Origin of the sequence: Stenotrophomonas sp. 24(2023), from assembly GCF_030913365.1 — a bacterium.
GTDB lineage: Bacteria > Pseudomonadota > Gammaproteobacteria > Xanthomonadales > Xanthomonadaceae > Stenotrophomonas.
Genome location: NZ_CP133160.1, coordinates 441912 through 455238, shown reverse-complemented (window position 1 = coordinate 455238; position 13327 = coordinate 441912). Strand labels below are relative to the sequence as shown.

General features: G+C 68.5%; 12 protein-coding genes. 7 read left to right on the top strand and 5 right to left on the bottom strand.

What is annotated here, in order from left to right:
- Window positions 1-48 precede the first annotated feature (48 nt).
- The 5 genes from rbfA (at window position 49) to Q9R17_RS02100 (ending at window position 5840) form a co-directional block, all read left to right on the top strand.
- Complete coding sequence (gene rbfA / locus Q9R17_RS02120; RefSeq protein ID WP_308156811.1) at window positions 49-432, top strand: 30S ribosome-binding factor RbfA; 384 nt, start codon at window positions 49-51, stop codon at window positions 430-432.
- A 108-nt stretch (window positions 433-540) separates the two neighbouring features.
- Complete coding sequence (gene truB / locus Q9R17_RS02115) at window positions 541-1449, top strand: tRNA pseudouridine(55) synthase TruB (protein ID WP_308156810.1); 909 nt, start codon at window positions 541-543, stop codon at window positions 1447-1449.
- Between the two features lie 174 nt (window positions 1450-1623).
- The gene (gene rpsO / locus Q9R17_RS02110; RefSeq protein WP_005417886.1) at window positions 1624-1884 is read left to right on the top strand and encodes a 30S ribosomal protein S15; all 261 of its coding nucleotides are present in this window, start codon (window positions 1624-1626) and stop codon (window positions 1882-1884) included.
- 149 nt (window positions 1885-2033) lie between these two features.
- Entirely contained in the window at window positions 2034-4142 is a 2109-nt protein-coding gene (gene pnp, locus Q9R17_RS02105; RefSeq protein WP_308156809.1) for a polyribonucleotide nucleotidyltransferase, read from the top strand.
- Window positions 4143-4280: 138 nt separating this feature from the next.
- Complete coding sequence (locus Q9R17_RS02100) at window positions 4281-5840, top strand: winged helix-turn-helix transcriptional regulator (protein WP_308156808.1); 1560 nt, start codon at window positions 4281-4283, stop codon at window positions 5838-5840.
- Here the strand turns inward: Q9R17_RS02100 and Q9R17_RS02095 are convergent.
- Complete coding sequence (locus tag Q9R17_RS02095) at window positions 5809-6879, bottom strand: serine hydrolase (protein WP_308156807.1); 1071 nt, start codon at window positions 6877-6879, stop codon at window positions 5809-5811. The two genes, Q9R17_RS02100 and Q9R17_RS02095, sit on opposite strands and share 32 nt — an antisense overlap.
- A gap of 283 nt (window positions 6880-7162) precedes the next feature.
- On the opposite strand from Q9R17_RS02095, the gene Q9R17_RS02090 reads away from it, so the two are divergent.
- A complete protein-coding gene (locus Q9R17_RS02090) occupies window positions 7163-8380 on the top strand; it encodes a glycoside hydrolase family 18 protein (RefSeq protein ID WP_308156806.1) in 1218 nt (405 codons plus the stop codon).
- 14 nt (window positions 8381-8394) lie between these two features.
- Here Q9R17_RS02090 and Q9R17_RS02085 read toward each other — a convergent pair whose 3' ends face one another.
- The 4 genes from Q9R17_RS02085 to Q9R17_RS02070 form a co-directional block, all read right to left on the bottom strand.
- Window positions 8395-8778, bottom strand: coding sequence for a VOC family protein (locus tag Q9R17_RS02085; RefSeq protein WP_308158406.1), 384 nt, complete (start codon window positions 8776-8778; stop codon window positions 8395-8397).
- Window positions 8779-8851: 73 nt separating this feature from the next.
- Window positions 8852-10411 (bottom strand): PepSY-associated TM helix domain-containing protein, encoded by a 1560-nt coding sequence (locus tag Q9R17_RS02080; protein ID WP_308156805.1) that lies wholly within the window; start codon window positions 10409-10411, stop codon window positions 8852-8854.
- Window positions 10412-10421: 10 nt separating this feature from the next.
- Entirely contained in the window at window positions 10422-10685 is a 264-nt protein-coding gene (locus tag Q9R17_RS02075; protein ID WP_308156804.1) for a hypothetical protein, read from the bottom strand.
- On the bottom strand, window positions 10685-10981 hold the full coding sequence (locus Q9R17_RS02070) for a hypothetical protein (protein WP_308156803.1): 297 nt from the start codon (window positions 10979-10981) through the stop codon (window positions 10685-10687). The genes Q9R17_RS02075 and Q9R17_RS02070 overlap by 1 nt, the downstream gene beginning before the upstream one ends.
- 423 nt (window positions 10982-11404) lie before the next feature.
- On the opposite strand from Q9R17_RS02070, the gene thrS reads away from it, so the two are divergent.
- Complete coding sequence (gene thrS, locus Q9R17_RS02065; protein ID WP_308156802.1) at window positions 11405-13306, top strand: threonine--tRNA ligase; 1902 nt, start codon at window positions 11405-11407, stop codon at window positions 13304-13306.
- Window positions 13307-13327 lie beyond the last annotated feature (21 nt).

Genomic DNA, 13327 nt, shown 5'->3' with positions numbered 1-13327 from the left:
CCCTGCTGTACCCTGATCCAGACCGCAAACACAGAAGAGCCCTGCCGCGTGCCCAAGACTTTCCATCGAACCGACCGTGTCTCCGCCCAGCTGCGCCGTGAACTCGGCACCCTGGTGCACAACGCCGTGCGCGAGCATGCGTTGCCCTCGGTGAGCGTGTCCGACGTGGAAATCACCCGTGACATGGCCCATGCCAAGGTGTTCGTCACCGCGCTGATGCCCGAGCGTTCGGCCGAGGCCGTGGCCGGACTGAAGGAGCTGGGCAGGCAGCTGCGCATGGACCTGGCCCGGGCGATGAAGCTGCGCCACGTGCCCGAGCTGCATTTCCACTACGACGATTCGGTCGATCGTGGTGAGCACATCGACAACCTCCTGCGCGACCTGCCCGATACGCTGGCCGCGGAAAAGCGTCGCGAGGGCGGCGAAGAATAACCGCGCGTCGCCGGGCATGCCCCGGCGTTGTTGCATTCCGGCTGCGCGATGCCCGATGCGGGCCGCGCTGCGGCAGCCAGGCATGGCCTGGCTCTACAACCTCCTGTCATGACCCGAATTCAGTTCCGCCGCCTGGATGGCATCCTGCTGCTCGACAAGCCGACCGGGCTGAGCTCCAACACCGCGCTGCAGGTGGCCCGCCGCCTGTTCCGGGCCGAGAAGGGCGGCCATACCGGCAGCCTGGACCCGCTGGCCACCGGCCTGCTGCCGCTGTGCTTCGGTGAAGCCACCAAGATCGCCGGCCTGCTGCTGGGCTCGGCCAAGGCCTATGACGCCGAGATCGTGCTGGGCCAGACCACCGACACCGACGATGCCGACGGCCAAGTGCTGCTGGAGCGGCCGGTGCCGGCCATCAGTGCGCAGGACCTGCAGGCGGCGCTGGCGCCGCTGACCGGCCACATCCGCCAGCGTGCCCCGATCTATTCAGCGCTCAAGCAGGGCGGCGAGCCGTTGTATGTGAAGGCCCGCCGTGGCGAGGCCATCGAGGCGCCCGAGCGCGACGTCCACGTGCAGGCCATCGACGTGCTGGAACAGCAGCCGGCCCGGCTGCGCCTGCGCGTGACCTGTGGCTCGGGCACCTACATCCGCAGCCTGGCCCGCGACCTGGGCGAGGCGCTGGGGTGCGGCGCCCACATCAGCGGCCTGCGCCGGCTGTGGGTGACGCCGTTCCAGGCGCCGGCCATGGTCACCCTGGAACAGCTGCGGGCCCTGTCCGAGGCCGGTGACGAAGCCGGGCTGGACGCGCTGCTGCTGCCGCTGTCGGCCGGATTGGCGCATTTCCCCCGTATCGAGCTCGATGTCGGCCAGACGGCCCGGTTCTGCATGGGCCAGCGCCTGCGCGACCCGGCCTGGGCACCGGGCGTGGTGGCCGTGTACGGCCCCGCGCAGGCCATCCAGGGCCTGGGCCAGGTCGATGACAGCGGCCTGCTGGCCCCGCAACGGCGCTTCAACCTCTGACCGGGGCAGAGCGGTTCAGCCCGGGTCCCTTGTCCCCGGACCCCCGGGACCGTTACAATTTCGCGGCCATTTTCCGGCAGCCTGCGTCCCGCAGGTTCATCATTCCCGTAATCGGCGAGCATGGCGGTGCGTGAACACGTTCCTGCCAGCCCCGCATCCAAAGAGAAAAGCACCATGTCGATCGACACCCAGAAGGTCATTGAAGACAACAAGCGCAGCGCCGCGGACACCGGCTCCCCGGAAGTCCAGGTGGCCCTGCTGACCGCCCGCATCGAACTGCTGACCGGCCACTTCAAGACCCACAAGAAGGACCACCACAGCCGCCGCGGCCTGCTGCAGATGGTCAACCGCCGCCGCAGCCTGCTCGACTACCTGAAGAAGAAGGACGTCGAGCGTTACAAGGCCCTGATCGAGAAGCTTGGCCTGCGTCGCTAAGCAACGAATCCCCCGCGGCGCAGCGATGCGCCGCGGTTTTGTTTTTGCAGTACCGCAATTCCTTTTATGGGCCGGGACAACCGGTCACCCGACGGCGGCAAGGGTCGCCGACGGTCCATTCGCAGACAGCATCCCCAAGGACACCCTCCGTGGCAAAAATCACCAAAACCTTCCAGTACGGCAAGCACACCGTCACGCTTGAGACCGGCGAAATCGCCCGCCAGGCCAGCGGTTCCGTCATCGTCAAGATGGACGACACCGTACTGCTGGTCACCGCCGTCGCCGCCAAGAGCGCGCGCGAAGGCCAGGACTTCTTCCCGCTGACCGTCGACTATCAGGAGAAGTTCTACGCCGGCGGCCGTATCCCGGGTGGTTTCTTCAAGCGTGAAGGCCGTGCGACCGAGAAGGAAACCCTGATCTCGCGCCTGATCGACCGTCCGATCCGCCCGCTGTTCCCGGAAGACTACAAGAACGAAGTCCAGATCATCGCCACGGTGATGTCGCTGAACCCGGAAGTGGACGGTGACATTCCGGCCCTGATCGGTGCCTCGGCGGCCCTGGCCCTGGCCGGCACCCCGTTCATGGGTCCGATCGGCGCTGCCAAGGTCGGTTACAAGGACGGCCAGTACCTGCTGAACCCGACCGTCAGCGAACTGGCTGATTCGCAGCTGGAACTGGTCGTTGCCGGTACCGCCAACGCCGTGCTGATGGTGGAATCGGAAGCCGAGCTGCTGTCCGAAGAAGTGATGCTGGGCGCCGTGACCTTCGGTCACCGCGAAATGCAGAAGGTCATCAACGCCATCAACGAGCTGACCGTCGAAGCCGGCACCAAGCCGTCGACCTGGGAAGCCCCGGCCAAGAACGACGTGCTGATCGGCGCGCTGAAGGAAGCCATCGGCCCGCGCCTGGGCGAAGCCTTCCAGGTGCGCGACAAGCTGCAGCGCCGTGACGCCATCTCGGCGATCAAGAAGGACGTGGTCGAAACCCTGGCTGGCCGCGTGGCCGCCGAGGGCTGGAACCCGGCCGAACTGTCCAAGGAATTCGGCGAGCTGGAATACCGCACCATGCGTGACTCGGTGCTGGACACCAAGGTCCGCATCGACGGCCGTGCGCTGGACACCGTCCGCCCGATCGCCGTGAAGACCGGCGTGCTGCCGCGTACCCACGGTTCCTCGCTGTTCACCCGCGGCGAAACCCAGGCCATCGTGACCATCACCCTGGGCACCGCCCGTGACGGCCAGGTCATCGATGCCGTCTCCGGTGAGTACAAGGAAAACTTCCTGTTCCATTACAACTTCCCCCCCTTCTCGGTGGGTGAGTGCGGCCGCATGATGGGCCCGAAGCGCCGTGAAATCGGCCACGGCCGCCTGGCCAAGCGCGGCGTGCTGGCTGTCATGCCGTCGCTGGAAGCCTTCCCGTACACCATCCGCGTCGTCTCGGAAATCACCGAGTCGAACGGTTCCTCGTCGATGGCCTCGGTCTGCGGCTCGTCGCTGGCCCTGATGGACGCCGGCGTGCCGGTGAAGGCCCCGGTGGCCGGTATCGCCATGGGCCTGGTCAAGGAAGGCGATCGCTTCGTCGTCCTGTCCGACATCCTGGGTGACGAAGATCACCTGGGCGACATGGACTTCAAGGTGGCCGGTACTGCCGAGGGCATCTCCGCCCTGCAGATGGACATCAAGATCGAAGGCATCACCGAAGAGATCATGAAGCAGGCCCTGCAGCAGGCCAAGGCTGGCCGTCTGCACATCCTGGGTGAAATGGCCCACGGCCTGACCGCCCCGCGTTCGGAACTGTCCGACTACGCGCCGCGCCTGCTGACCATCAAGATCCACCCGGACAAGATCCGCGAAGTGATCGGCAAGGGTGGCTCGACCATCCAGGCCATCACCAAGGAAACCGGCACCCAGATCGACATCCAGGACGACGGCACCATCGTCATCGCCTCGGTCAACGCCATCGCTGCCCAGGCCGCCAAGGCCCGCATCGAGCAGATCACCTCGGACGTCGAGCCGGGCCGCATCTACGAAGGCAAGGTCGCCAAGATCATGGACTTCGGTGCGTTCGTGACCATCCTGCCGGGCAAGGACGGCCTGGTGCACGTTTCGCAGATCTCCAGCGAGCGCGTCGAGAAGGTCGGCGACAAGCTGAAGGAAGGCGATGTGGTCAAGGTCAAGGTGCTGGAAGTCGACAAGCAGGGCCGTATCCGCCTGTCGATGAAGGCCGTGGAAGAAGGCGAAGGCGCCAGCGCCGAATGATCGACGGCAGGTGTCAACCTTGGTTGACGCACTCTCGCTGACATCGCTGGAATGAAGAAGCGGGCTTCGGCCCGCTTTTTCTTTGCCTGCGTTACCGCGCTGCGTGGGCCGGGCAGGCTGGCAGGCTATGCTGCAGTGATGGACCACCTGCGCCTGCTCGATCTGGATATCGACCGCCCCGCGCAGCGGGTCAGCCGCGCGGGCCAGGTGCTGCCTGTGACCGGCCTGAGCTGGAAGCTGCTGGAGGTGCTGCTGGCCCACGGGGTCGCTGTGGTCGGTTTCGATACCCTGGCCGCCCAGGTCTGGGCGCCCGCGGTGGTCGGCGAGGATGCCATCAGCCAGCGGGTGAAGCTGCTGCGGCAGGCGCTGGGCGATGACAGCCGCCGACCACGCTACATCCGCTCCGTGCGGGGACAGGGCTACCAGCTGTGCGCGCTGCCGCAGCCGCTGGAACGGCCGGCCATCGGCACGCCCCGCCGGTTCCCGCGCTGGCCTTGGCCGGTGGCGGCCGGGGCAGTGGTGCTGGCCGGTGTACTGCTGTGGCCGCACGCACCGCCAGCGGGTCCGGCACAGGCCCTGCTGGCGCGCGCGGACCACTACGCCGGCATTGGCCAGGCGGCCAACAACCAACGCGCCATCGCACTGTACCGGCAGGCCCTGCAGGCCGACCCTGATTCCATGGCGGCCCGGCGTGGCCTGGCCCGCGCCCTGGCGGCGGACACCTGCCTGTACAACGGGGGGCCTGGCCCGGCGCGGCAGGCGTTGGCGCTGGTGGCACCGGCACGGTCCGGCCAGCCGCAGGACGGGGCCACGTACGCGGTGCGGGGCTATGCCCATGATTGCCTGGGGCAGATGCCGCAGGCCATCGCCGATTACCAGCGGGCGCTGGAGCGGGAGCCGGGCGATGAAGCCACCCGCGCCTCACTGGCCTACCTGTACCAGGAGCAGGGGCAGCTGGCGCGTGCGCTGCGTGACAACCTGGCCCTGAAAGCGCCCGGCCGCGTGCGTTTCCGTGATGTGCAGGTGGCCCGGGAACTGGAGCTGCTCGGCTTTCCGCGGGTGGCCGGCGAACAGCATGCCCGCAATTTCCTGCTCTACCCGGACAACGTGTTCGCCAACATCGCCTGGCCCCACAGCCTGTTGGCCGCCGGTGAGCCGGAGCGGGCGCGCCAGGTGCTGGCGCAGGCGCTGCAGCGTGGCACGCCACACCCGCAGCTGCTGCGGCTGCAGGCAGAGCTGGCGCTGTTGGCCGGCGACCGGCCAGCGGCCGCCCGGGCCTTCGAGGCGGCATCCCAGCTGCGCCCGCAGCAATCGCTGGGGCAGACCCTGGTGCTGCTGCACGGTACGACGCCCGCCGCCAGGGCGGGCATCGAACAGCGCCTGCAGCAGGTGCGCACGCAGCAGGCCGATGGCTGGCCCGATGCCGCGCTGGAACAGGCGCTGCTGCTGCAGGCGCTGGGCCAGCGTGATGCCGCACAGGGGGCGCTGCAGCAGGCGGTGGATGCTGGCTTCCGCGATGCCGCCTGGCTGCGCGTGACCCCGCTCTTCGCGCCGTTGCGGTCGCCGCCGGGCATTGATGCGGTGCTGGCGCGCATCGATGCCGATGTCGCCCGGCAGCGGGCGCAGGTGCTGGCTGCCCCTTGGCGACCGGCCGAACTGGCCGGCCTCAGCGCAGCGCCGGCAGCAGGAAATCGGTGAGGATGCGCCGCGACTGCGGGTGCGCGAAGCTGCGGTTGTAGGCCTGGCTGGTGACCACCGCCACCGCGCGCTGCTGCGGCAGCAGGAAGACGTAATTGCCACCGTTGCCGGACATCGCCCAGACTGTCTGCGGGGTCCCGGCACTGTCCAGTTGCAGTCCCCACCACTGGTAACCGTAATCGCTGCCATCGCCGGCCCGCGCCTGCGGCGAGACCATCGCGGCGATGTAGTCGCGCGGAACCAGTTGCCGGCCCTGCCAGCGCCCGCCGTCGAGCACCAGCTGGCCCAGCCGGGCCAGGTCGCGGCTGCGGTAGCGCGTGCCGCCACCGCCCATGCCGATGCCCTCCGGTGAGCGGTTCCAGTGGCTGCCGGTGATGCCCAGTGGCCGTTCCAGTGCCTGTGCCGCGTAGTCGGCCAGTGCCTGGCCGGTCGCCTGTTCCAGCACGGCACCGAGCACGAAGCTGTCGGCCGTGCAGTAGGCGAAGGCACGCCCATGCGGGCTGTCCTGCGGGCGCGTCATCCACGGGGCGAAGCCCTTCACCGGTAGCGACAGCGCGAAGTCCAGCCAGCGCTCGCTGACGTACATGCGTTCTTCGTTGCCGCTGGAAAACGGATTCTCATCGTCGCATTCCCACAGGCTGCTCATGGTCAGCAGATCCTGTACGGTGGTCGCGCGCAGGCGCGGGTCCACCGCATGGTGGGCGGTGAAGGTGGGAAAGTAGTCGTAGATGCGGGCCTGCACACCCGGCAGCCGGCCTTCACCGATGGCGGCGCCCACCAGCAGCGCGGTCACGCTCTTGGTCGCCGAGCGCACGTCCTGCAGCGTGTCCGCGTCGGCACCATTGAAGTAGCGCTCGTAGACCACCTGGCCATCGACCTGCAGCAGCACGCTGCGTATCTGCTTGAATTCATCGCGGGCGATGGCCTGTTCCAGCGCCAGCAGGCGGTCCGGGTCGGGGCGGGCGGGAGCGGCCGGGGCGGGCAGTGGCAACAGGCACACACACAGCAGCAGGCCGGCGAGGAACGGACGTAGGCGCATGGTCGGGCTCCGATGAAGGGAGCCCCATTCGGCCAGCGTGCCGTCTGAAGTGCAGGAAAGGCGGCTGAAGAATTCTGAAGCCCTGTGCGGCAGGCACGCTTGCCGCCGGCTGGCCGTGCGGTGTCCTGCCGGTCGCTGCGCGGGCATCGGCATGACGGTGCGTTGGCGTGCTGCCGCAGCGCCGGGTTGTCCACTGGACGACTTGCAGGGACAGGCGTGCGAAACGGTCGTCGCCCCGCGATCGGTTTGCTACCGTGGCTGCGCCTTCGCTCCGGGAGATCCCATGTTCCGCCAGACTGCGGCTGTTCTCGCCGTGCTGCTTGCCAGCACCCTGCCCACGGTTGCCAGCGCCGCCGGCCACGAACCGGACGCGGTCGCCGCGCCGGCCACGCCCGTGGTGTTCGGGGCGTACTATCCCGGTGGTTCGGCCAGCCGCTACCCGGTGTCGGCCATTCCGGCCGACCGGCTGACCCACCTGTTCTATGCCTTCTCCACCATCAAGGAGGGCCGCTGCGTGGTCGGCGACGAGGCGCCGGCGAACTTCGCCGCGCTGGCCGACCTCAAGCGCGCGCACCCGCACCTGCAGACGCTGATCTCCATCGGTGGCTGGAATGCCGGTGGCTTCTCCGATGCCGCGCTGACGCCGGCCAGCCGCAAGCGCTTCATCGACTCGTGCATGGCGCTGTTCTTCGATCGCCATGCCGGCAGTTTCGATGGCGTGGATATCGACTGGGAGTTCCCGGTCAGCGGTGGCCCGACGGAGATCGCGCACCGCCCGCAGGACCGTGCCAATTTCACCCGCCTGGCCGTTGAATTCCGTGCCGCGCTGGACGCCCGCGGCCGCAAGCAGGGGCGGCCGCTGCTGCTGACCGCCGCGCTGGCCGCCGGCCGCCTGCAGACCGATGGCCCCTACGATCCAGCCGCCAGCTATGACCTGCCCGCACTGGCCAAGGTGCTCGATTTCATCAACCTGATGAGCTACGACATGGGCACCGGGTTCTCGTCGGTGTCCACCTTCAACGCGCCCTTGCACGCGGTGGACGGTGACCCGCTGCAGCCGGCGCTGAAGCGCTGGAACAATGTGGCCGGTGCCGTGCAGTTCTACCGCGAACACGGGGTGCCGGCCGACAAGCTGGTGCTGGGCGTGCCGTTCTACGGGCGCGGCTTCAAGGTGACCGGCGATGCCCCCGATGGCCTGTACCAGCCCTACAGCGCGCCGGCCGATGCCGGCGACTGGCGCGTGATCAGGACGCGCTACCTGGGCCAGCCCGGCTGGACGCAGCATTGGCAGGCGCAGGCGCAGAGCCCGTGGCTGTACAACGCCAGCGAGAAGGTCTTCATCAGCTACGAAGACCCGCGTTCGATCGCCATCCGCTCGCACTACGCGCGCAGCGAAGGCCTGCGCGGGGTGTTCATGTGGGAACTGACCGGCGATGACGAGCAGGCCAGTCTGCTGCGCGCGATGCTGTCGCCCTACGAGGACAAGCTGCCCGGTGATTGAGCCGGGCTGCGTGCCTATGCCGGGTAGCGGCTGACTTCGATCAGGTTGCCGTCGGGGTCGCGGAAGTACACCGATTCGATCGGCCCCAGGGCGCCGGTGCGCGGCACCGGCCCTTCCTCCACGGCCACGCCTTCGTGCTGCAGGTGGGCCAGTACGGCCTCGATCCCCATGCGGGTGACCAGGCACAGGTCGGCGCTGCCGGCCGTGGGCCGCTGTGCATGTGGCGCCAGCGGCGCACTGGCCGGGTGCAGGTTGATCTTCTGCTGGCCGAACTGCAGGGCGGTACGGCCGGCGCCGAAGCGCACGGCCTGCATGCCGAGCACACGCTCGTAGAACCGGCAGCTGCGCTCGATGTCGGCGACGGTGAGGACCAGATGGTCAAGTCGGTCAATGGCGATCATGCCGGCCAGCGTATCGCCGGCCACGCATGGCGGGTGTGCCGGCCTTGGCTGCAGCGCCCGGCAGCCGCGCTCAGCCGGCCCAGACGCTGTTGGGATCGCCGTGGCGCGCACGCCGATGGCTGGCACGGGCCAGAGTGGCGAAGCCGAAGGCCATGGCCAGGGCAATGGTGTCCACCCAGAACAGCGGCCACAGGCCGCGCGTTGCGGCCAGCCACGGCCAGTAGCCGGTCAGTGCGCCATGCACCAGCGGCACCAGCGCGGTGCTGATGGCCGCCGCCCACAGCAGTTCACGCGCGGCCTGTGCCGGCCGGCGCACCGCGGCCCACAGGGCGCAGACCGCCCAGGTGGCGAAGCAGGCCCAGCGGATGCCGGCATCCACGGTGGTGGGCGCGATGCGCTCCAGCACCGGTGCGGCGACGAAGGCCACCGAAATCGCCACGCACAGGCCGATGCATACCCCGACGGTGGCACGGGCCATGTTGACCTGCGCGCGGCCCTGTTCGACCTGCCGGCGCCTGCGCCGCGACTCGATCCACAGCAGGTTGCCCGAATAGAACAGGAACGCACCGCCCAGGCCGAGCAGGAAGTACAGCCAGGCGATGGCGCCGTTGCCGAATTCGCCGAAGTGCAGGGCATAGGCCGCGCTCAGCGTGGCGTGGTTCGCATCGCGATGGCCCGGCAGCTGGGTCGCCAGCACGGTGCCGGTCGCCACATCCAGCGCCACCGCCCCGAGCGGGCCCAGCGTGCCGGAGGATTCACCGGTGATTTCCACCGTGGCATGGGCGTCGTTGGCGTGGGCCAGCTTCAGGTACGCCGGTTTGAAATCCTGCACCCCCTGCTCGCGGGCGACATCCAGCGCCCGCGCATGCAGCGCCTGCAGGCTGCCCGGTGCGGCGGGCTGGCCGGCAGCGGCGCGGACCGGCGCGGTATCCATCGCCGGGCCCACGGCGTGTTCCAGCTTGCCCTGGAACACCAGGGGATTGAGCGCGGCCATCTGCAGGACAACCAGGCACAACAGGGCGCCGGTGACGGCGAACATCAGGTGGAACGGCAGGCTCAGCACGCCGATCACGTTGTGCGCGTCCTGCCACATCTGCTTGAGGTTGCGCCCGGGGCGCAGCGCGAACAGGTCGCCGGCCAGCTTCGGCAGGTGGATCACCAGGCCGCTGAGCAGTGCCATGCCGTACAGCAGCGAGACGATGCCCATGATGTAGGCGCCGGCCACCGGCAGGCCGAGGCTGTAGTGCAGCTGGTTGACCAGTTCGGCCAACCCCGTCTGCGGTGGCGTGGGGCTGCCCTCGTAGTGATCGCGCCAGGCGTACTGCCATTGGTGCTGCGCGTTCTGCCAGTAGGCCAGCGGCTCGGGATGGTCGGGGCCGGGGAAGGTCATGCCCACGTGTTCGCGCGCTGCGGGGTGGCGCGCCAGCACGCCTTCCAGCAGCTGCTGCATGTCATCCAGCGTGGCCGGCGCGGCTTCGGCCGCGCGCGGGTTCTGCCACAGCGGCAGGTCGTGGTGGAACAGGGTCAGCGCGCCGGCATAGAAGGCCACGAACAGCCCGAAGCCGGCGACCAGGCCGACCCAGGTGTGCAGGGTGGTGAACGTGCGCAGGGTCTGCGAACTGAATTTCATGCGGGGAACCTCATTGCACCGCGCCGGTGGCGCGCAGCAGCCAGAGCAGGGCGAAGCCGGCCATGGCCGCCGTGCCCAGGCCGCTCCAGGCGTGCAGGCCGCTGCGGAAACTGAAGGCCCATAGCGCCGCGAGCATCCACAGCGGGATGAAGGCGATCAGGCTGGGGACCAGCGCGTGCTGCCACGGGCCGGGTGGCAGCCAGGCGATCAGCCCGGTAACCGCCGCGGCCAGGAAGAAGCCGGCGATGATGCCGGCCAGGGCGCGCGGCCACATCAGCGTGCGCCCGTGCGCGGGCGGTGCCAGGCCGCCAGCCAGGGCAGCAGCATCGCCACCAGCATCCAGGTGGCCAGCATGGCCACGGTACCGGCGGCAAAGCCCAGCTCGGCGATCCACAGCCACAGCCCGGCGGCGGCGGCCACCAGGCCGATCTGCGCGCCCAGGCGGCTGGCACGCTGCAGGCGCGGCCAGCGGCAGTGCGGTGACGCGCCATAGAAGGCCGCCGCTGAAAACGCCGAGGCCAGTACGGCCAGGCTGCTCAGGCCCAGGCTGGACAATCCAACGGAAATCATCGGCGGGGTGTGCAGGGAACGGGCCGGGCGCGCGTTGCGCAGGCCGGCCCGGCGGTCAGGGGCCGTCGGAACAGCGGGGGCATCGTGGAGGTCCTGGTGGTGGGGCGGGGCACGGAAACCGTGCGCGCACATGGTAATCATTGGCGTTTGGGGTCGCCAGCGCCTGGCCATTCAGGCGGTGTGGCAGGCTGGCTTGGGCTTTGTCGCGCGCTGGTTTAAGATCGTGGGCACAGCCTTCCTGGAACAAGGTGGCCCGCGCCCTGCGCCGGCCGAGCGTGCGACATGAGCACTACCACCGCCCACCGCTGACCTGCCGCCACGGCCCTGTGTTCCAGGCGCCCACGTGGCGCTTTTTTATTGCCCGGGCTCCGGCCCGGCACCGCATTCCAGCCCGCCCCGCGGGCCCAGCCTGAAGCCATTGCGATGATCACGATCACCCTTCCCGACGGCAGCCGCCGCGAATTCGAAAATCCCCCCAGCGTCATGGACGTCGCCCAGTCGATCGGCGCCGGCCTGGCCAAGGCCACCATCGCCGGTGCGGTCGATGGCGTGCTGGTCGATGCCAGCGACGTCATCGAGCGCGATGCCAGCCTGCGCATCATCACCGCCAAGGACGAGGAGGGCGTGGAGATCATCCGCCACTCCTGTGCCCACCTGGTCGGCCATGCGGTCAAGCAGCTGTACCCGGACGTGAAGATGGTCATCGGCCCGGTCATTGCCGAAGGCTTCTACTACGACATCTATTCCGAGCGCCCGTTCACCCCGGACGACATGGCCGCCATCGAAAAGCGCATGGGCGAGCTGATCGCCCAGGACTACGACGTCATCAAGAAGATGACGCCGCGCGCCGAGGTGGTCGAGATCTTCAAGGCCCGTGGCGAGGACTACAAGCTGCGCCTGATCGAGGACATGGCCGAGGACATCCAGGCCATGGGCATGTACTACCACCAGGAATACGTGGACATGTGCCGCGGCCCGCACGTGCCGAACACGCGCTTCCTGAAGGCCTTCAAGCTGACCCGCATTTCCGGTGCCTACTGGCGTGGCGATGCGCAGAACGAGCAGCTGCAGCGCATCTACGGCACCGCCTGGGCCGACAAGAAGCAGCTCGAGGCGTACATCAAGCGCATCGAAGAAGCGGAGATGCGCGACCACCGCCGCATCGGCAAGCAGCAGGACCTGTTTCACCTGCAGGAAGAGGCCCCGGGCCTGGTGTTCTGGCACCCCAAGGGCTGGGCGCTGTGGCAGGTGGTCGAGCAGTACATGCGCAAGGTCTACCGCAGCAGCGGCTACGGCGAAGTGCGCTGCCCGCAGATCCTGGACGTGAGCCTGTGGAAGAAGTCCGGCCACTGGGACAACTACCAGGACAACATGTTCTTCACCGAATCGGAGAAGCGCACCTACGCGGTCAAGCCGATGAACTGCCCGGGCCATGTCCAGGTGTTCAACCAGGGCCTGCACAGCTACCGTGACCTGCCGATCCGCTACGGTGAATTCGGTTCGTGCCACCGCAACGAGCCGTCCGGCGCGCTGCACGGCATCCTGCGCGTGCGCGGCTTCACCCAGGACGACGGCCACGTGTTCTGCACCGAGAGCCAGATCGAATCGGAAGTGACCGCCTTCCACCAGCAGGCGCTGGCGGTCTACCGGCACTTCGGCTTCGAGGAGATCCAGATCAAGATCGCCCTGCGCCCGGAATCGCGCCTGGGCGACGACGCCACCTGGGACAAGGCCGAAGGCGCGCTGCGCTCGGCGCTGTCCAGCTGCGGCGTGGAGTGGCAGGAACTGCCGGGCGAGGGCGCCTTCTACGGCCCGAAGATCGAGTACCACCTGAAGGACGCCATCGGCCGTACCTGGCAGCTGGGCACCATGCAGGTCGATTTCATGATGCCGGGCCGCCTGGGCGCCGAGTACGTGGACGAGAACAGCCAGAAAAAGCACCCGGTCATGCTGCACCGGGCCATCGTCGGTTCGATGGAGCGCTTCCTGGGCATCCTGATCGAGCACCACGCCGGGCAGTTCCCGACCTGGCTGGCGCCGACCCAGGTGGTGGTGGCCAACATCACCGATGCACAGGCTGAATACGTCTCGGCTGTGACCAAAACCCTTGCGGATCAAGGCTTCCGGGTCAACGCCGATTTGCGTAACGAGAAGATCGGCTATAAGATTCGCGAGCACACGCTGCAGCGCGTGCCGTACCTGGTGGTCATTGGCGACCGCGAAAAGGAAAACGGCGCGGTGGCGGTGCGTACGCGTTCCGGCGAGGACCTGGGCAGCATGAGCGTCCAGGCCTTCATCGAGCGGCTGCACGCCGAGGGCGCGTAAGCAAAGGTCCGGTCCGGGGGC

Excerpts from the sequence above, each read along its gene's own strand:
- truB (WP_308156810.1), top strand. The coding sequence starts at position 541 with ATGACCCGAATTCAGTTCCGCCGCCTGGATGGCATCCTGCTGCTCGAC.
- rpsO (WP_005417886.1), top strand. The coding sequence starts at position 1,624 with ATGTCGATCGACACCCAGAAGGTCATTGAAGACAACAAGCGCAGCGCC.
- Q9R17_RS02100 (WP_308156808.1), top strand. The coding sequence starts at position 4,281 with ATGGACCACCTGCGCCTGCTCGATCTGGATATCGACCGCCCCGCGCAG.
- Q9R17_RS02095 (WP_308156807.1), bottom strand. The coding sequence starts at position 6,879 with ATGCGCCTACGTCCGTTCCTCGCCGGCCTGCTGCTGTGTGTGTGCCTG.
- Q9R17_RS02090 (WP_308156806.1), top strand. The coding sequence starts at position 7,163 with ATGTTCCGCCAGACTGCGGCTGTTCTCGCCGTGCTGCTTGCCAGCACC.
- Q9R17_RS02080 (WP_308156805.1), bottom strand. The coding sequence starts at position 10,411 with ATGAAATTCAGTTCGCAGACCCTGCGCACGTTCACCACCCTGCACACC.
- Q9R17_RS02075 (WP_308156804.1), bottom strand. The coding sequence starts at position 10,685 with ATGTGGCCGCGCGCCCTGGCCGGCATCATCGCCGGCTTCTTCCTGGCC.
- Q9R17_RS02070 (WP_308156803.1), bottom strand. The coding sequence starts at position 10,981 with ATGATTTCCGTTGGATTGTCCAGCCTGGGCCTGAGCAGCCTGGCCGTA.
- thrS (WP_308156802.1), top strand. The coding sequence starts at position 11,405 with ATGATCACGATCACCCTTCCCGACGGCAGCCGCCGCGAATTCGAAAAT.